This is a genomic window from Pseudomonas sp. MF6394, from assembly GCF_002018845.1.
Taxonomy (GTDB): domain Bacteria; phylum Pseudomonadota; class Gammaproteobacteria; order Pseudomonadales; family Pseudomonadaceae; genus Aquipseudomonas; species Aquipseudomonas lactis.
In genome coordinates this window covers 56,107-74,575 of sequence record NZ_MVOJ01000009.1, presented here as the reverse complement: position 1 = coordinate 74,575, position 18,469 = coordinate 56,107, and the positions used below count along the sequence as shown (strand labels likewise).

General features: G+C 61.2%; 17 protein-coding genes. 10 read left to right on the top strand and 7 right to left on the bottom strand.

Features of this window, described 5'->3' with window-relative positions; translation table 11 throughout:
* Window positions 1–51 precede the first annotated feature (51 nt).
* From MF6394_RS11900 to MF6394_RS11880, 4 genes are all read left to right on the top strand, one after another.
* The gene (locus MF6394_RS11900) at window positions 52–705 is read left to right on the top strand and encodes a DsbA family oxidoreductase (RefSeq protein WP_078466728.1); all 654 of its coding nucleotides are present in this window, start codon (window positions 52–54) and stop codon (window positions 703–705) included.
* Window positions 706–1,511: 806 nt separating this feature from the next.
* On the top strand, window positions 1,512–2,432 hold the full coding sequence (locus tag MF6394_RS11890) for an arginase (protein ID WP_032893339.1): 921 nt from the start codon (window positions 1,512–1,514) through the stop codon (window positions 2,430–2,432).
* Complete coding sequence (locus tag MF6394_RS11885) at window positions 2,429–2,809, top strand: EamA family transporter (RefSeq protein ID WP_003188930.1); 381 nt, start codon at window positions 2,429–2,431, stop codon at window positions 2,807–2,809. Before MF6394_RS11890 ends, MF6394_RS11885 begins: the two co-directional genes overlap by 4 nt.
* Window positions 2,806–3,210 carry an EamA family transporter gene (locus MF6394_RS11880; RefSeq protein WP_014717122.1) on the top strand — a complete coding sequence of 135 codons (405 nt, stop codon included), beginning with the start codon at window positions 2,806–2,808 and terminating at the stop codon, window positions 3,208–3,210. Before MF6394_RS11885 ends, MF6394_RS11880 begins: the two co-directional genes overlap by 4 nt.
* A gap of 146 nt (window positions 3,211–3,356) precedes the next feature.
* Here MF6394_RS11880 and MF6394_RS11875 read toward each other — a convergent pair whose 3' ends face one another.
* Window positions 3,357–4,127 carry a MipA/OmpV family protein gene (locus MF6394_RS11875; protein WP_078466727.1) on the bottom strand — a complete coding sequence of 257 codons (771 nt, stop codon included), beginning with the start codon at window positions 4,125–4,127 and terminating at the stop codon, window positions 3,357–3,359.
* 241 nt (window positions 4,128–4,368) lie between these two features.
* On the opposite strand from MF6394_RS11875, the gene MF6394_RS11870 reads away from it, so the two are divergent.
* From MF6394_RS11870 to MF6394_RS11845, 6 genes are all read left to right on the top strand, one after another.
* Window positions 4,369–5,073 carry an MtnX-like HAD-IB family phosphatase gene (locus MF6394_RS11870; RefSeq protein ID WP_044272140.1) on the top strand — a complete coding sequence of 235 codons (705 nt, stop codon included), beginning with the start codon at window positions 4,369–4,371 and terminating at the stop codon, window positions 5,071–5,073.
* Window positions 5,066–6,460 carry an aspartate aminotransferase family protein gene (locus MF6394_RS11865; protein WP_032893337.1) on the top strand — a complete coding sequence of 465 codons (1,395 nt, stop codon included), beginning with the start codon at window positions 5,066–5,068 and terminating at the stop codon, window positions 6,458–6,460. The genes MF6394_RS11870 and MF6394_RS11865 overlap by 8 nt, the downstream gene beginning before the upstream one ends.
* Window positions 6,457–7,350, top strand: a complete 894-nt coding sequence (locus tag MF6394_RS11860; RefSeq protein ID WP_069558419.1) for an alpha/beta hydrolase — start codon at window positions 6,457–6,459, stop codon at window positions 7,348–7,350. Before MF6394_RS11865 ends, MF6394_RS11860 begins: the two co-directional genes overlap by 4 nt.
* A 77-nt stretch (window positions 7,351–7,427) precedes the next feature.
* Window positions 7,428–8,552: a GNAT family N-acetyltransferase gene (locus MF6394_RS11855; RefSeq protein ID WP_078466726.1), complete on the top strand. Its 1,125-nt coding sequence runs from the start codon at window positions 7,428–7,430 to the stop codon at window positions 8,550–8,552.
* On the top strand, window positions 8,552–10,330 hold the full coding sequence (locus tag MF6394_RS11850; protein ID WP_032893334.1) for a sensor histidine kinase: 1,779 nt from the start codon (window positions 8,552–8,554) through the stop codon (window positions 10,328–10,330). Before MF6394_RS11855 ends, MF6394_RS11850 begins: the two co-directional genes overlap by 1 nt.
* The gene (locus MF6394_RS11845; RefSeq protein ID WP_078466725.1) at window positions 10,320–11,717 is read left to right on the top strand and encodes a sigma-54-dependent transcriptional regulator; all 1,398 of its coding nucleotides are present in this window, start codon (window positions 10,320–10,322) and stop codon (window positions 11,715–11,717) included. The genes MF6394_RS11850 and MF6394_RS11845 overlap by 11 nt, the downstream gene beginning before the upstream one ends.
* A gap of 667 nt (window positions 11,718–12,384) precedes the next feature.
* Here MF6394_RS11845 and MF6394_RS11840 read toward each other — a convergent pair.
* The 6 genes from MF6394_RS11840 to MF6394_RS11815 all read right to left on the bottom strand — a co-directional run bounded on the left by MF6394_RS11840 (window position 12,385) and on the right by MF6394_RS11815 (window position 18,279).
* Window positions 12,385–12,723: a GlpM family protein gene (locus tag MF6394_RS11840; protein ID WP_032893333.1), complete on the bottom strand. Its 339-nt coding sequence runs from the start codon at window positions 12,721–12,723 to the stop codon at window positions 12,385–12,387.
* Window positions 12,723–14,060 carry a sigma-54-dependent transcriptional regulator gene (locus tag MF6394_RS11835; RefSeq protein ID WP_044270507.1) on the bottom strand — a complete coding sequence of 446 codons (1,338 nt, stop codon included), beginning with the start codon at window positions 14,058–14,060 and terminating at the stop codon, window positions 12,723–12,725. Before MF6394_RS11835 ends, MF6394_RS11840 begins: the two co-directional genes overlap by 1 nt.
* Window positions 14,057–15,958: a sensor histidine kinase gene (locus tag MF6394_RS11830; RefSeq protein ID WP_078466724.1), complete on the bottom strand. Its 1,902-nt coding sequence runs from the start codon at window positions 15,956–15,958 to the stop codon at window positions 14,057–14,059. The genes MF6394_RS11835 and MF6394_RS11830 overlap by 4 nt, the downstream gene beginning before the upstream one ends.
* A gap of 172 nt (window positions 15,959–16,130) precedes the next feature.
* Window positions 16,131–16,865, bottom strand: a complete 735-nt coding sequence (locus MF6394_RS11825) for an amino acid ABC transporter ATP-binding protein (protein ID WP_003188952.1) — start codon at window positions 16,863–16,865, stop codon at window positions 16,131–16,133.
* A complete protein-coding gene (locus tag MF6394_RS11820) occupies window positions 16,862–17,533 on the bottom strand; it encodes an amino acid ABC transporter permease (RefSeq protein ID WP_003188954.1) in 672 nt (223 codons plus the stop codon). Before MF6394_RS11820 ends, MF6394_RS11825 begins: the two co-directional genes overlap by 4 nt.
* Window positions 17,533–18,279 (bottom strand): amino acid ABC transporter permease, encoded by a 747-nt coding sequence (locus tag MF6394_RS11815; protein ID WP_003188956.1) that lies wholly within the window; start codon window positions 18,277–18,279, stop codon window positions 17,533–17,535. Before MF6394_RS11815 ends, MF6394_RS11820 begins: the two co-directional genes overlap by 1 nt.
* Between the last annotated feature and the right edge of the window lie 190 nt (window positions 18,280–18,469).

The window sequence follows — 18,469 nt, the reverse complement described above, 5'->3', positions numbered from 1 at the left end:
GGTGTATCGTGCAACCTTTATGCGCATGACTGCCCGCGAGGTTGCCCCACCATGAGTACTCCCCTGAAAATCGATTTCGTCAGCGACGTATCCTGCCCCTGGTGCATCATCGGCCTGCGCGGCTTGACCGAAGCCCTCGACCAGCTCGGCAGCGAGGTGCAGGCCGAGATTCATTTTCAACCGTTCGAACTGAACCCGAACATGCCCGCCGAAGGTCAGAACATCGTCGAGCACATTACCGAAAAGTACGGCTCCACCGCTGAAGAGTCCCAGGCCAACCGTGCGCGTATTCGTGACATGGGCGCCGCGTTGGGCTTTGCGCTCCGTACCGATGGCCAGAGCCGCATCTACAACACCTTCGACGCGCACCGCCTGTTGCATTGGGCCGGGTTGGAAGGGTTGCAGTACAACCTCAAGGAAGCGCTGTTCAAGGCGTACTTCAGCGATGGCCAGGACCCTTCCGACCACGCGACCCTGGCGATCATCGCCGAAAGCGTCGGGCTGGACATTGCGCGCGCCGCCCAGATTCTTGCCGGCGATGAATACGCCGCCGAGGTCCGCGAGCAGGAGCAGCTGTGGGTTTCCCGTGGGGTGAGTTCGGTGCCGACCATTGTCTTCAATGACCAATATGCGGTGAGCGGTGGGCAGCCGGCTGAAGCCTTCGTCGGCGCGATTCGCCAGATCATCAACGAATCGAAATCCTGAGGCCGAGCACGGAGCAAAATGTGGGAGCTGGCTGTCAGTTGCAAATGAGGTGGCTGACACACCGCCATCGCAGCATAGGTATCTACACAGCTTTGGTGTGACGCTGGGCCTGTGGCGAGGGAGCTTGCTCCCGTGACGGCCTGACAGCCGGCGCCTATCTACCTGACACCCCGCGATTCAAATGTGGGAGCTGGCTTGCCTGCGATGGCGGCCTACCAGCCAACGCCTATCTACCTGACACCCCGCGATCAAACTGTGGGAGCGGGCTTGCTCGCGAAGGCGGCCTGACAGGCGACACAGTTGGACCGTGTACATATCCATTGCTGCGGTAACGGCCACTTAGGGTTCCGCTCTGACAGCGGCTCACTTTTGAAAAGCGCAAAAGTAAGCAAAACGCTTTGCCCCACCACTCGGCACCTCGCTTAGGCTCGGTGTGCCCGAACGCAGGCTTGAATCCGTGGGCCGCCGCCACGCGCCATCCATGGCGCGGGGCGGCTAACCCGGCGTCCTGCCGGGTTACCCACGAATTCAAGCCTGCGTTCGGCCAGCGTGGTTTAACGGGGCGCCTGAGATCAAGATCAAAAGCAGATCAAAAGCAGATCAAGAGCGGCTCGCTTCGCATCGTGGTTAGCGTCTGCTGTTACAACGCGCAAAGTTGTGTAGACACCCATGGCCATCGCAGGCAAGCCAGCTCCCACATTTGATCTGTGTCGGCGTTAAGAGAAGCGCTGGCCCATCCCTTGCATTACCCCCCTAAAGCTCAACCGGCCTGCGGTTGGGCGCTGCCATTAGGGGTGTAACTTACCTTGAATATTCTTGACCTTGACCACAGCCTCACCGGCCAGGCACCGATTGCCCGGCGGTTGGCCAGCGGTCGGGCCACGCGCCTGGACCTGCTGGACCTGGGCCCGAAATTGCGTTTGTGGTCCACCGAAAAAACCTGGAAGCGTTTCGTCGAGCGCCTGGCCCAACGGCCACGGCCCCGTGACGCGCGCCCGGAAATCCTGTTTGTCGGCTCCGGCGATTATCACCACCTCACGCCGGCCTTTTTGGCCGACCTCAAAGAGCCTGTCAGCCTGATCCACTTCGACAACCACCCCGACTGGGTGCGCTTTGCGCCCAAGCGGCACTGCGGTTCGTGGGTCAACCGGGCGCTGAAGATGCCGGCGATCCAACGCATCGTCACCCTCGGCCCGTGCAGTGATGACCTGCATAACCCGCAACTGCGCGGCGGCAACCTTGGCGCCCTCAAGCGTGGGCGTTTGCAGCTGTTTCCCTGGCAGCATCCGCCATCCAAGGTCTGGGGCCGGGTGGGTGACGGCGCCGGCCACCAGCAACAGGAAAACCACCTGCACTGGCGCAACCTGGCGGACCTGGATTGGGCAGCCTTCCTCGACCAGATGATTGCCAGTCTGCCCACCGAGGCGATCTGGATCACCATCGACAAAGATGTGCTCGCCAGTGAAGACGCCGCCACCAACTGGGACCAGGGCGGCATGCGCCTGACCCATTTGCTCCAGGCCCTGCGGGCATTGGCGGCGGGTAAGCGCATCATCGGCATCGACGTTTGCGGTGAGTTCGCTACGCCGGCATTCAGCAACGCGTTCAAGCGCTGGGAAGCCAAGTCCGACCAGCCGCCACCGGAGCGCTGGAGCCCGCAAGACTTGCAGCGTAACGCCGCAACCAATGAAGCCTTGATCGACCTGTTTGAGGAGCTGTTCCCGTGACCCTGACCGTGGTGTTGTTACTGGCGTTTTCCATCGTCCTCGATGTGATTGGCCAGCTGTGTTTCAAACTGGGCGTGGACCGTTTGCCGCAACTCGATGGCGGGTTTCGCCTGCGTGCGTTCTGGGGCCAGGTGTTCAATGCGCCGCTGCTGTGGGCCGGCGTCGGCGCCTATGTCATTGAGTTTTTTGTCTGGCTCGAAGCGCTGTCCCGTGCGCCCTTGAGTCTGCTGTTTCCGCTGGCGGCGTTGGCCTATTGCCTGGTGGTACTGGCAGGCAGGGTGGTGCTCAAGGAGACCGTCAGTCGGCGTCGCTGGCTGGGCACGTTGGTGATCACTTTGGGTGTGATGTTGGTAGCAATCGCGGGGAACCAGGCATGACAACGCAAACAATCAATACCGGCTGGCTGCATGGGCGGCTTGGCACCCTGGTGCTGTGGGCACTGCTGATCGCCACCGAAAGCGCCGGGCAGTTATTCACCAAGGTGGCCGGCGATCAATTGGGGCCGATGGACTTCAGTTGGCAATGGCTGGCGGACGTGGCGCGCAACCCGGGAATTCTGGCGGCGATTGCCAGCTATCTCGGGGCGTTTTTTGTGTGGATGCTGATTTTGCGGCGTAGCAGTTTGTCCCTGGCGTTTCCGCTGAGTTCGCTGGTGTTTGTGGCCGTATTGCTGGGTTCTTGGCTGGGGCTGGGCGAGCACATCAGCGTGCTGCATTGGGTGGGCGTGGTGGTGATTATCGGTGGTATCGCGCTGTTGGCTGAAGGCGAAGAACACTGAAAATAGTGCTATGAAACACAGGCCCAATGTGGGAGCGGGCTTGCTCGCGAATGCGGTGGATCAGTGAAGTATCGGGTGACTGACACACTGCTTTCGCGAGCAAGCCCGCTCCCACAATTTTGCTCCCGGTTTTGCTCCCAGGTGATTCAGTCGAAGGTGTAGCTGATCGCCGTCTGCACCTGGCCCTGATTCACCTGGCCAGCCTCCTTGACGATGCTGCTCTTGGCCGCCGACCCCACCAGGTGTACCCAGCTGGCGCTGGTCAGCAGTGACCAATGGGGCGCCAGGGGGAAGGAAAAACTTTGGCTCAGCGTCACGTTCTGAAAGCCGCCACTCGCGTTATAAGGCCGCAGGCCTGAAGCGACGGCTTCGTTGTTGTCCACGCCGAAGAAGGTATTGGTCTGGCGCGCATCGGCAAAATGCGCAACCAGGCCACTGCTGCCGATAATCCCACCACCCAAGGGGTAACCCAGTTCGCCGCCGATTTTACCCAGTGTGCCGCTCTGGGAATGCCCGCCGCCCACGGCCTGGCCCAATTGCGCGTAGACCCGCCAGAAATTGGCCGGGGCGTATTGGACGAAACCGCCCACTTCCGCCATGTCCGACACGTTGCGCAGGCCTTGCAACTCGCCGTTGGAGGTGCGCCCCGAAAGGTAGTTGATATAGGGGCCAGCGGTAAGGCCGTGGGTATCCAGGGCGCTCCAGGTCAGGCCGTCATCGGTGCTCAGGCTGACGTTGCCCCAATCCAGGTCCAGGTACGGCACAGGCCGGGTTTCGTAGCGGCTGCCAGTGGGGTCGTGGGGCTGATAGCTGAGGCCCGCGCCCACATCGCCCGTGATGCCCTCTGCCCATGCGGCCCCGCAAAGGCCCCACCCTCCAAGTAAACCGGTGAATACAGCAGCAGCGAGCTTGGACATGGCGACGTTTCCTGAAGGTGGGCAGGCGCGCATGAACGCGCAAACCGACGCGCCTGCGCAAGCACTCATGTTGTTTGTAGCAAGCTACAAAAATTGTAGCTCCTGCGACATATAGCGCTGCGCATTTCGCCCAAACCCCCAGCCCTGCGGGCTTTTGGCCAGTTGGCACAGTCCCTGCTCTATCCCTTGGCAAGCGCAGACAGCGCGCTCCTCCAAGGCCCTTTACCTAAAGGAAAGGCAGATGATCAACTGGCATATCGTGTGTGACTTCGACGGGACCATTACCCCCACCGATGTCATCGACAACGTCCTCCAACGCTTCGCCGGCCCCGAGTGGGAAACCATTGAGCAGGAATGGCTGGATGGGCATATCGGTTCACGCGAATGCCTGAGCCGCCAACTGGCGCTGATCAAGGCCACCCCGGCTGAACTGCTGGCGTACTTCGACAGCGTCGAGATCGACCCGGACTTCCCGGACTTTGTCGATCACGTCATGGGCCTGGGTGCCTCCATCGAAGTGGTCAGCGACGGCATCGAGCAGGGCATTGCCCGCATCCTTTCGCGCAACTACGTGACCTTGTTGCCGATCCTCGCCAACCGCCTGCGCCAGGTCGACCAGGACAGCTGGCGCATCGACTTCCCGTATGCCAGCGATGCCTGCCGCGCCGCTTCGGGCAACTGCAAGTGCAAATCCACGCCGCGCAACAAGCGCGTGCTGGTGATCGGCGACGGCAAGTCCGACATGTGCGTGGCCTCCACCGCCGACTTCGTGTTTGCCAAGGGCAGCCTCGCCGACTACTGCGTCGCCCACCAGATCCCTCACGCGCGCTTCGACACCTTTGCGCAAGTGCCGGCGTTGCTGGCCAAGCTGCCACAAGGCCTCGCTGCCAACGCCACCACCTTCAACACCTCTTCTGACCATCAGGAACTCTTCCATCATGTCTGATATCCGTATCGCTACCGCCGAAGACCAGGTGCTTCTGGATAAAGAAGCCAAGTACTGCTCCTACGGCGACACCGTTCACTACATCGAGCCACCGCGTATCTTCAGCCGCTGCGAAGGCTCGTATGTATGGGACACCGAAGACCAGGCCTACCTCGACCTGCAAATGTGGTACTCGGCCGTCAACTTCGGCTATGCCAACCCGCGCCTGAACAACGCGCTGAAAAAGCAGATCGATACGCTGCCGCAAATCGCCAGCCAGTACCTGCACAAAGGCAAGATCGAGCTGTCGGAAATGATCGCGGTCGATGCCAAGAACAAATTCGGTCTCGATGGTCGCGTGCACTTTAACGTCGGCGGCTCGCAGTCCATCGAGGACTCCCTGAAAGTGGTGCGCAACGCGAGCAACGGCAAAAGCCTGATGTTCGCCTTCGAAGGCGGCTACCACGGCCGCACCCTCGGCGCCTCGTCGATCACCTCCAGCTTCCGCTATCGTCGTCGCTACGGCCACTTTGGCGAACGCGCCAATTTCATCCCCTTCCCTTACCACTTCCGTGGCCCGAAGGGCATGACCAAGGAAGAGTACGGCAGCCATTGCGTGCAGCAGTTCGCCCGCTTGTTCGAGACCGAATACAACGGTGTCTGGGACCCTAAAACCAACCAGTGCGAATACGCAGCTTTCTATGTCGAGCCGATCCAGGGCACCGGTGGCTACGTGATCCCGCCGATGAATTTCTACCGCGAGCTCAAGCACGTCCTGGACCAGCACGGCATCCTGATGGTGTCCGACGAAATCCAGATGGGCTTCTACCGCACCGGCAAGCTCTGGTCGATCGAGCACTTCGACGTACAACCGGACGTGATCGTGTTCGGCAAGGCGTTGACCAATGGTCTCAACCCATTGGGCGGTATCTGGGCCCGTGAAGAGTTGATCAACCCGAAGGTGTTCCCGCCAGGTTCGACTCACTCCACCTTCGCCTCCAACCCGTTGGGTACCGCGGTGGGCCTGGAAATGTTCAAGATGACCAGCGAAGTCGACTACGGCGCCATGGTCATGGCCAAGGGCAAATACTTCCTGGAAGGCCTGCAAGACTTGCAAAAACGCTTCCCGATCATCGGCGATGTGGACGGCCTGGGCCTGGCGCTGCGCTGCGAGATCTGCGGCCCGGATGGCTTCACCCCGGACAAGGCGACCCTGGACTACATGGTCGAAGAAGGCATGAAAGGCGACATGGTGGTAGACGGCCAGAAACTTGGGTTGATCCTCGACGTGGGCGGTTACTACAAGAACGTGATCACCCTGGCGCCGTCCCTGGAAATCAGCTACCCGGAAATCGACCTGGGCCTCAAGTTGCTGGAGCAACTGCTGGTGCGAGCGACCACGCGGTGAATGCTCAAGGGATCGACCTCGGTGAAGGCACTGCCGGCTTCGTTCTCGGTGATGGTCCGGTCGGGATCCTGTTGATCCACGGCCTGACCGGCACACCGACCGAATTGCGCCAGGTCGCCAAGGGCCTGGCCAAGGCGGGCAACTGCACGGTGTATGTGCCCACGCTGGCCGGGCACTGCGGTGACAACAGCGACTTGCAAGCTACGGGGTGGCAGGACTGGTACGAAGGCGTGCGCAAGACCTTCGTACAGGTCAAGCAGCGCCACGCCCAGGTGTTTGTCGGTGGCTTGTCGATGGGCGCGGTGATGTCGATGTATGTGGCGTCCGAACACCCAGGGCAAGTTGCCGGGTTGCTGATGTATTCCACCACCTTGAAGTACGACGGTTGGAGCATCAACAAACTGGCGTTTCTCACGCCCTTGCTGATGAAGATTCCGTTCGGCGTGCACATTTGCAGCTTCGAAGAGAAGCCGCCCTACGGCATCAAGAACGAGCGCCTGCGGGCCATCGTCGAGCGGCAGATGAAGGAAGGCGAAAGCAGCGAGGCGGGGTTGCTGACCATGGAAGGCATCACCGTGCGCGAGCTGCACCGCATGAACGCCGTGGTCAAGAAACGCATGCCGCAGATCAAGGTGCCGGCGCTGGTGCTGCATTCCATCGAGGACGACATCACCAGCCGCTGGAATGCCGATTACGTAGAGCGCCACCTCGGCGGGCCGGTGACCAAGATCCTGTTGGACAACTGCTACCACATGATCACCGTGGATTTGCAGTACCGGCGGGTGATCGAGTTGAGTGCCAGGTTTGTCGAGCAGCACGCAGTCTTCAAGCCAACGCAGGTCAATGTGGGAGCGGGCTTGCCCGCGATGGCATCACTGCGGTCTGCCTGACGCACCGAGGCGCCTGCATCGCAGGCAAGCCAGCTCCCACATTGGATCGGCGTTCGCCATAGAAATAAGGGCAATCTGTGATAACCACCCAAGCCTACCCGACCATCCGGGCTATCCAGCGCGATGCCTGGAACGATTGTTTTCCCGGTGCCCTTGAGGATTGGGACTATTACCTGGCCGTGGAAAACGCCGCGATCGATGACTTTCAGTGGCGTTACCTGGCGGTCTTTGAGGACCAAACGCTGGTGGCCGTGGCGGCCGCGTTCATCACCCATTATCGCCTCGACACCACCGTGTCGGGGGCTGGCAAGCGCTTGACCGAGCGCCTGGAGCGGCTGTGGCCGGGGGCTCTGCAATTGGCGTTGTACGCCATCGGTTCGCCGGTGGCTGAACGCTGTGATGCTGGGGTCGCCAGCCATGTGCCCGAATCCCGGCGCGCGTTGCTGTTGCAGCAGTTACTGGCGGCTGCGCGCAGCGATGCCGATGCGCTCGGTATCGGCTTGCTGGCGGTCAAGGATGCGCCCACCAACGACCCGCATTGGGCCCAGAGCTGCCTTGCCGCCGGTTTTCAAAGCATGCCCAGCTTGCCCACGGGGGTGTTGCCGCTGCCTTATGGCTCGGTGGATGCCTACCTCGGCTCGCTGGGCAAATCCACGCGCAAGGACCTGCGTCGCAAACTGCGCGCACCGGGCCCGCGGGTCGAGTGGCGGCGTAATATCGACGACGTGCTGCCCGAGGTCATGCGCCTGTATGAAGCCACGCTTGCGCGCGCAGACTTGCAGTTCGAGCGCCTGCCCGCCGGTTACTTCACGGGCGTGCTCGAACACCTGCACGAGCGGGCGGTCTGTGTTCTGTACTGGGTGGACGAGCGCCTGGTGGCGTTCAACCTTATCCTGCTGGACAAGCATCGGCTGGTGGACAAGTTCTTTGGCCATGACCTTGAGTTCAGCCGTGAATACAACCTGTACTTCCGCAGTTGGCTGACCAATGTCGACTACTGTATTGAACACCGTATTGCGCTGTACGAGTGCGGCCAGGCCGGGTATGCCAGTAAACTGCGCCTGGGGTGCGAGTTCGAGGGCAACAGCCTGTTCTTCCGCCACCGCAACCGGCTGGTCAACGGCCTGCTCAAGCTTGTAAAACTGTTTATTCGACCGGATCGTTCCGACCCTGCCATGGCTGCTGCGATAAGCGAAACCTGATGATTACCAAGACCCGCCAGAAAGCCCGCCCCTTTGCCATTTCGCGTTGGAGCGTCCAGCGCAAGCTGGTGCTGGCGTTCTGGCTGGTCAGCGTGATTCCCACCATGATCGCGGCTGAACTGGCCGCCACCACGCTGTCGCAGATTTTCGACAGCAACGTGCGGATCTGGCTGCAAGAGTCGACCAAGATCGTCAAGGACGAAATCGGCGACATCCTTCACGACAACGCGCGCATGGCCAAGCTGTTCCTGCGCTACACCAGCCCGCCGTCGTCCAAAAATGCCGAGAAGCATGACCGGCTCACCGCCGACATTGCCGATGCCACCGATATCGACGTGGTGGCGCTGATTCGCACCAGCGACCGTAAAGTGATGTTCAGCACGGCCGCCGATGACATCGTCAGGCAGATCAACCTCACCAGCAATGCGGTGCTGCAGACCGTGCAAGTCGCCGGCGTGAGCACGGGCCTGGTGGTGTCCACCTTCGAAACCAGCCGTGACGGCGTGGATTACCTGTTGCTGGTCGCCACTTACCTGGACAGCAGTTTCCTCACCAGCGTGGCCGATGTGCATTCCCTCGACCTGCGTTTGTACCTGGCCAACCCTGCCGGTTTCTCCGAGATATTTTCCACCCAGCGCTTCGCCAATCACCCCTCGCGCATTCCCAAGAATGTCGAGGCCTACCTGCGCAGCACCAAGCAGCCCAGCGAGCAGTTCACTAACCAGTACAGCGGTTTGTATTGGCCGATCTTCAATGACGCCGGCGAGTTGCAAGGCGTGATCTTCAGCGGCCTGCTACGCCATACCAGCCTGGTGGGGCTGGTGAACCAGAGCAACCTGTTCGTGCTGATCTTCCTGGTCAGCTCGGCGCTGTCACTGGCGGCCGGGTTGTTGGTGTCGCGGCGTCTGACCAAGCCCCTGCGCGATTTGTCCCAGGGCGTGGATGCGGTGATCTCGGGCAGTTACGCGCACCGCGTAGTGGTCAGTGGCGGTGACGAACTGGCGCAATTGAGCAGCACCTTCAACCACATGACCGAACGCCTGGGCGAGTTGCATCACCTGGAAGCCCAACTGCGTCGGCGTGACCGCTTGCACGCCCTGGGGGAAGTCGCCATGGGCCTGGCCCACGAAATTCGCAACCCGCTGGGCATCATCAAGACCGCCACCCAACTGTTGCATCGGCGCGCTGACCTGGCGGAAACCGACAAGCGCCATCTGGAATATGTCATCAGCGAGGTCAGCCGCATCAACGAGCTGATTACTGAGTTCCTCGATTTCGCCAAGCCCAACCCGCCGATACGCGTGCAGCAACCGGCACGCGCCCTGGTGGAAGAAATCCTCGGTTTCTGCGGCCCGGAGCTGAGTAGCCATCGCATTGACGCGCAGATTGACGACCAGGCGCCTGGCGCGACGATCTACGCCGATGCCAAGCAGCTCAAGCAGGCGTGTCTCAACCTGATTCTCAACGCCATCGACGCGATGCCCGACGGCGGGCGCCTGACCCTGGGCATTCGCAGCGTGGGCGACAACACCGTGATCAGCATCGCCGATACCGGCGAGGGCATCCCGGCGGACATGGTGGAGCGTATCTTCACGCCATTCGTCACCACCAAGGCCTCGGGCACGGGCCTGGGCCTGGCCAAAGTCTATTCGATCATGGAAAGTCACGACGGCAGCATCGAATGCGCCAGCGAGAAAGATGCCGGCGCGACCTTCAGCCTGTACATTCCGGCTGACGGTGAAGACGACGGTGAAGATGAGGACGGGCATGACGCATAACGTATTGGTGGTCGACGACGAGCCCAAGCTCTGTGATCTGCTGACCCAGGCCTTGAGCCAGAACGGCATCCAGGTGTTCAGCGCGGGCAATGGCCTGCACGCGCTCAAGGTGCTGGGGGAGGAGGACATCGACCTGGTCATCAGCGACTGGCGCATGCCGGGCATGGACGGGCCGGCGTTGCTGGCCGAGATCAAGGTGCGTTATCCGACCTTGCCGGTGATCGTGATGACGGCCTACAGCACGGTAAAAAATGCCGTGCAGTCGATGCGTAACGGTGCCTATGACTACATTGCCAAGCCGTTCGATATCGACGAGCTGGACATTACCGTGGCCAAGGCCCTGCAATTTCGCGACATCATGCGCGACAACGCGCGCATGCGCGCCGAGCTGGACGAACATGCACAGTTCGACAGCCTGGTGGGCGACAGCCCGGCGTTTCGCCAGGTGCTCCAGGAGGTGGACTCAGTACGCGACAGCAACGCCACCATCCTGCTGACCGGCGAAAGCGGCACTGGCAAGGAGATGGTCGCCCGCGCCATCCACCAGCATGGCAGCCGTGCCGACCAACCCTTCGTGGCGGTCAATTGCGCGGCCATCCCTGAAGGCTTGCTGGAAAGCGAAATGTTCGGCCATCGCAAAGGCGCGTTCACCGGCGCCGTGGCTGACCGGGTAGGGCGCTTCATGCAGGCCGACAAGGGCACGCTGTTTCTGGATGAGGTGGGTGATATGCCCTTGGCGTTGCAGGCCAAGATTCTGCGCGCCTTGCAGGAACGGGTTATCGAGCCGGTAGGCGACCCCCGCGAGCGCAAGGTGGATGTACGGGTAATTGCCGCCACCAACAAGAACTTGCTGGATGCGGTGGCGGCCAAGGAATTTCGCGAAGACCTGTATTACCGCCTCAATGTTTTCCCGATTCCGTTGCCGTCCTTGCGCGAACGCGTGGAAGACATCGCGCCCCTGGCACGCCACTTCGCCCATACCCTGAGCGCGACCACCGGCAAACGCATCACCGGTTTCAGCCCCGAGGCGTTGCAGGCCATGGCGGCGTATCACTGGCCGGGCAACATCCGCGAGCTGCAAAACTGCGTGGAGCGCGCAACCATCGTGGCGGCTTCATCGGTGATCGAGGATATTGATTTGCCGGGGTATCTGTTTGCTTCCAAACCGAGCGAGGGCGATGTGACCGCGATCCTCAGCGACGGGCCGGGCGTGCCGCGGGATCTGGATGCGGCGCTGGCTGAGGTGGAGAAAGCCTACATTCTGGCGGCGCTGCAGGAGAGCAATGGGGTGCAGGCCGCGGCGGCGCAGCGGATCGGGATTTCCGAGCGCAGCTTTTGGTATCGCCTGAAGAAGCTGGGGATTCAGGTAGACAAGATCGTGCGCTGATCTGAGTGTGGGAGCTGGCTTGCCTGCGATTGCGGCCTGACAGCCGACACTGATCTACCTGACACACCACCATCCAAATGTGGGAGCTGGCTTGCCTGCGAAGACGGCCTGCCAGTCAACACAGTTGGACAGGGTACATATCCGTTATTTAGGTAACGGCCACCTAGGGTTCCGCTCTGACAGCGGCTCACTTTTGAAAAGCGCAAAAGTAAGCAAAACGCTCTTGCCCCACCACTCGGCACCTCGCTTAGGCTCGGTGTGCCCGTAATCCGCCAGTGATTTGGGGGGCCGCCGCCACGCGCCATCCATGGCGCGGGGCCGGCTAAACCGGCATCCCTGCCGGTTTACCCCCCAAATCCCTGTCGGATTCCGGCCAGCGTGGTTTAACGGGGCGCCTGAGATCAAAAGCAGATCAAGATCAAGAGCGGCTCGCTTCGCATCGTGGTTACCGTCTGCTGCTACAGCCCAAAAGTTGTGTAGATACCTACGGCTATCGCAGGCAAGCCAGTTCCCACATTGGTCATGTACTACCCACAAAATCTGCGCCTGGCACAGATCCCCTGTGGGAGTGGGCTTGCTCGCGAAGGCGGCGTGTCAGTCACTGAATCTTTAACTGAACCACCGCTTTCGCAGGCAAGCCAGCTCCCACCTGTTTAACCGCGTTGTGTCAGGTGTGCAGGCGTACCCACACGCTGACCAACACCGTCGCGGCCATCAACCAGGCCACGGCGGCGACTGCCAGCGATGCCTCCAACCGCAGCCGATCCACCATCACATACAACGTCGCCAAATACACAAAATACGGAATGATCGACCACATCCCGAACAGGATCGTGGTCTTCAAGTCCGCAACCGTTCGGCCTTTGCCGACGATGTAATGGGCGATCAGCGCAAAAGTGGGGAACAGCGGCACCAAGCCTGCGATGTAATAGTTTTTGGTCTTGGCCAGCGCCGCCAGAATCAGCACCACTGCGGCGCCAAGCGCGGCCTTCAAGAACAGATCCATCAGTGACTCAACCCGTATTTCTTGACCTTGTCGAACAGGGTGGTCTTGGCCATCCCCAGTTCCTGGCTGGCCTGGGTCAGGTTGCCGCCGCTGCGTTGCAGGGCATCGTTGAGCAGGTTGCGCTCAAAGGCTTCCACCGCCTCGGTAAAGGCAACCCCTTGGCTGCCACTGCCGGCGCCGCTTTTCTTGAAGGCGGGCAGGCCGAGGGCGAAGCGTTCGGCGACGTTGCGCAGCTCACGCACGTTGCCTGGCCAGTCGTGGCTCATCAGGTTGGACAGGGTCTGGTTGTCCAGCTCCGGCACGGCGCGGTCGAAGCGTAGCGAAGATTGCTGCAGGAAATGTTCGAACAGTTGCAGGATGTCTTCACGCCGCTCGCGCAGGGGCGGCAGTTCCAGGGTGACCACGTTGAGGCGGTAGTACAGGTCGCTGCGGAACTGGCTGGCGCGGCTCAATTCGTCGAGGTCGGACTTGGTGGCAGCGATTACTCGGCAATCCACCGCCACGCTCTGGTTCGAACCCAAGCGTTCCAACGTGCGTTCTTGTAGCACTCGCAGCAATTTGATCTGCAGGTTGATCGGCATGCTCTCTACTTCATCGAGGAACAGCGTGCCTTGATGGGCATGCTCGATCTTGCCGATGCGACGTTTGCCGGCGCCGGTGAAGGCGTTGGCCTCGTGGCCAAAAATCTCGCTTTCAAACAGGTTTTCCGGCAGGCCACCGCAGTTGAGGGCAACGAACTGGTGGGTATGGCGCCGGCTGAAATCATGCAGGCAGCGCGCGACCAGTTCCTTGCCGGTGCCGGTCTCGCCTTCGATCAGCACGTTGGCCGAGGTGTCGGCGACATTGGCAATCAGTTCGCGCAGGTTTTGCATCGCTGGCGAGCGGCCGATGATGCGGCCTTCCAGCGAGTCGCGCTCGGCCAGTTGCCGGCGTAGCGACCAGACTTCCCGCGCCAGCCCGCGTTGTTCCAGGGCGCGGCGTGCGACGTCAACCAGGCGTTCGGGCGAGAAGGGTTTTTCCATGAAGTCGTAGGCGCCGTTACGCATGGCGCCCACCGCCATGGAGATATCGCCGTGGCCTGTGATCAGCACCACCGGCAGGCTTTTATCCAAGGCCTTGAGGCGGGTCAGCAGTTCCAGGCCATCGATGCCCGGCAAGCGAATGTCGCTGATGACGATGCCGGCGAAGTTTTCGCCGATGCGCTTGAGCGCTTCTTCGGCGCTGCCCACGCCGACGCTGGTAATGTCTTCGAGCGCCAGTGCTTGCTGGCAACCGAGCAGTACATGGGGGTCGTCTTCGACGATCAGGACGGTGAGGTCTTGGGCTTGTGTATTCATGTCGACTCAGCTCGTTGAGCGCCCACCAATGGCAGGTTCAGGACAAAGGCGGTACCACCATTGGCCGGATGTTCCACGGCCAGGCTGCCGCCGGTGGCGGCAGCGAGGCTTGCGGAAAGGGTCAGGCCCAGGCCCAGGCCTTGTTCGCCGGGCTTGGTGGTAAAAAAGGGTTCGAACAAATGCTTGCGCGCCTCGGGGTCGATACCGTGGCCATTATCACGCACCAACAGGCGGTATTTGCCGTCGCCGCTCTGGCCTTCCAGCCACAGCTGCGGCGCCGCTTGGTCCTGCATCGCATCGAGGGCGTTGCCGATCAGGTTGACCAGGATCTGCTCCAGGCGGGTCTGGTCGATCTGCAGTTGGGCATTGGCAAAGTCACGGTGCACGGTCAACGGCAGGCTGTCCAGGCGCGCGCCGAGCACCTGGAACGCGGCGTCCACGGCCTTGCCGAGGCTGGCTTCGCCCTGGTCGTCACCGCGCCGGGCAAAGGAGCGCAGGCTGGCGGTAATGCGGCCCATGCGGTCGATCAGTTCGTTGATGGTCTTGAGGTTGGTGCTGGCGGTGTCCAGGGCGCCGCGCTCAAGGAAGCGGACGGTGTTGCCCGACAGCGTGCGCAACGCTGCCAGCGGCTGGTTCAGTTCGTGGGCGATGCTGGTGGACATCTGGCCACTGGCCGCGAGCTTGCCAGCCTGCACCAGTTCGTCCTGGGCGGGGGGCAGGGTTTCTTCGGCCTGGCGTCGTTCGCGAATCTGGCCCTTGAGCCGTTCGTTGCTGGCGCGCAGGTCGGCGGTGCGTTCGGCAATCCGACGCTCAAGCAGGCGGTTGGCTTCCTGCAAGGCTTCCCGTGCGGCGAGGCGGGTGGCGATGACCTTGCGCCGTTCGTTCCAGGCGATCAGCAGGAAGGCGACCAGGCCAAAGGCGACGGCCACCAGGATGCCTTGGTTGATCGCGGCGCGGCGCAGGTCGTTGAGCGGGGTGAGCAGGGTAAAGTTCCACGGCGTGTCGTTGAGCGGGCGGGTCTGCGCCAGGTAGCTGACGGCGTGCTGGTCGTTGACCACTTCGGTGTTGGCCGGGAAGGTCAGTTTCTCGGTGCCTTCGTTCAGGCGCTCACGGGCCAGGGGTTGCAGTTCATTGAGCGTCGCCCAGTAATATTGCAGGCTGTGGGCCAGGCGGTCCTTGGTGTCATCGCTCAGCGGGCGTACGGCCTTGAGGCGACGCGCCGGGTCGCTGGAAAGAATAATGATGCCGTTCTCATCGCTCACGAAAGCTTCAAGGCGCGCACGTTGCCAGCGCTCTTCAAGGGCTTCGAGGCGCACCTTGACCACGGCGACGCCGATGATCTTGCCGTGCTCTTCCAGGCCATGGGCCAGGTAATAGCCGGGTTCGCCGTTGGTGCTGCCGATGCCGTAGAAACGGCCAGGCTGGCCGCGTACGGCATTCTGGAAATAGGCGCGAAAGGACAGGTCTTCACCTTGGTAACTGTCGGCATCGCGCCAGTTACTGGTGGCCAGCACGCGGCCGGTGGTGTCCATCACATAGATGGCGCGGCTGCGACTGCGGCGGTTCAGGCCTTCGAGGTAGTCGTTGACCGTCTTGCGGGTTTCCTGGTTCGGGTCGGCGAGCAGTTGGGAAACACTGGACTCCAGTTCCAGCAGGCTGGGCAGGTAGGTGTACTTGCTCAGTTCGCTTTCGACGGTACGGGCGTGCAACTCCAACTGGCGTTCGCCATTGTCGCTGAGGGTGCGGATGCCGTAGTAGTCACTGACCCAGAAGCCGATATAACCCAGGCCGACCATCAGGGCGATGATCAACGGCGGCAGGAACAGTTGGCGTATCAGACGAGGCTTCACGGCAAGTGATGGCGGCGCGGCGCGATATTGATTGGGGTCGCATTTCATCACAGATGCCTTGGGTCAACCAGAGCGTGCAACCTGCGCGGTTCAGTGTGGGAGCGGGCTTGCTCGCGAATGCAGTCTGCCAGTTGATGCATCAGTGACTGACATGCCGCATTCGCGAGCAAGCCCGCTCCCACATTGGTCCAGTTTTTACAGGGCAAGCTATGTGTTGCTTTTAGTGCTGCAGGATTTTCTCAAGGAAGTGCTGCGCACGCTCGGAGCGGGCGCTGATGTCGCCGAAGAACTCTTCTTTGGGGCAGTCTTCGATGATCTTGCCGGCGTCCATGAAGATCACACGGTCGGCCACTTTGCGCGCAAAGCCCATTTCGTGGGTCACGCACATCATGGTCATGCCTTCGTGGGCCAGTTGCACCATCACGTCGAGCACTTCGTTGACCATTTCCGGGTCCAGCGCCGAGGTCGGTTCGTCGAACAGCATGACGATCGGGTCCATGGCTAGGGCGCGGGCAATCGCCACACGTTGTTGCTGGCCGCCGGAGAGCTGGCCAGGGTGCTTGTGGGCGTGCGCCGACAAGCCCACGCGGTCGAGCAGTTGAAGGCCCTTCTTGGTGGCTTCTTCCTTGCTGCGGCCCAGCACCTTGATCTGCGCGATGGTCAGGTTTTCGGTGATGGTCAGGTGCGGGAACAGCTCGAAGTGCTGGAACACCATGCCCACGCGCGAGCGCAGTTTTGGCAGGTTGGTCTTCGGGTCGGCGATGGAGGTGCCGTCGACCACGATGTCGCCCTTCTGGAACGGTTCCAGTGCGTTGACGCACTTGATCAGGGTGGATTTGCCCGAGCCGGATGGCCCGCACACCACGATCACTTCGCCTTTTTTAACCTCGGTGCTGCAATCGGTCAGCACCTGGAAGTCGCCATACCACTTGTTGATGTTCTTGATAGAGATCATACGGCAAACCTTTTTTGCAGACGCTTGACCAGCAGCGAGGCGGAAAAGCTGATGATGAAGTAGACGACACCGGCAAAGATCAGGAACTCATTGGAGCGGCCGATGATGTCGCCGTTGGAGCGGGCGGAGTTGAGGAAGTCCACCAGGCCCACGGTGTAGACCAGGGAGGTGTCCTGGAACAGGATGATCGACTGTTGCAGCAGCAACGGCGTCATCTTGCGAAACGCCTGGGGCAGGATGATCAGGCGCATGGTCTGGCCGTAGGTCATGCCCATGGCTTGTGCCGCCGCCATCTGGCCCTTGGGAATCGACTGCACACCGGCTCGGACGATTTCGCAGAAGTACGCGGCCTCGAACATCATGAACGCCACGACGCAGGAGGTGAACGCGCCGATCGGGGTGTCTTCACCGGTGATCCAGCGCAACACGAACGGCACCGCCAGGTAGAACCAGGTGATCACCAGCAGCAACGGGATCGAGCGGAAGTAGTTCACGTAGGCGCCGGCCACGCGGGACAGCAGTTTGTTGGACGACAAGCGCATCAGGGCCAGGATGGTCCCGATGATGATGCCGCCGACCACGCCCATGACCATCAGCTTCAAGGTCATGACCATGCCGTTCCACAGGCCTGGAATGGCGGGGATGATGCCGCTGAAATCGAAGTCCATTATTTGCCCCCCACGGAGATCAGGCCGGGCACTGCGACTTTCTTCTCGACCACGCGCATCAGCAGCATCAGGCTCATGTTCAGGGTGAAGTAGATCAGCGTGGCCAGGGTGAAGGCTTCAAACAGGTTGGCCGAGAACTCGGCGGTCTGTTTGGTTTGCGCCAGCAGTTCCATCAAGCCGATCAAGGACGCCACGGAGGAGTTCTTGAACACGTTGAGAAATTCGGAGGTAAGCGGCGGAATGATGATGCGGTAAGCCTGGGGCAGCAGCACGTTCCAATAGATCTGCGGCAGCTTGAAGCCCATGGCGCGTGCCGCGGATTCCTGGCCGCGTGGCAGCGCCTGGATACCGGTACGCACTTGCTCACACACACGGGCGGCGGTGAACAGGCCCAGGCACACCACGACGCTCAGGTAGGCCGAGGTAGTCGGGTTCAGGTCTTGTTTGTACCAGTCCTGCAGGTTCTGCGGCAGCATGTCCGGTACCAGAAAGTACCAGATGAACAGCTGAACCAGCAGCGGCACGTTACGAAACAGTTCCACGTAGCAGGTCGCGATGCCCGATACGAGGCGGTTTGGCACAGTGCGCATGACCCCCAGAATGGAGCCCAGCAGCAAGGCGATAATCCATGCCACGATAGCGATGGCGATGGTCCAGCCCAGCCCGGAGAGGTACCAGTCGAGATAAGTCTCGCTGCCCACGCCGGTGGACTTGAAGAACACGCCCCAGTCCCAGTTGTAATTCATTAGGGTCTCCCCTCGAGATCGATCGATGTACAAGCACCCGCTTGGGGAAGATCCGTTCCCGCCTGACGTTGAACGCCAGGCACACACGATCGGCTCGAAAACCGCCAGGTCGAGTGTTCCAAGTTAAAACCAGCAGGTAATTACAGACGCCTGAGGGAGGGTTGGCTCCCTCAGGACATAAGCTTAGTCA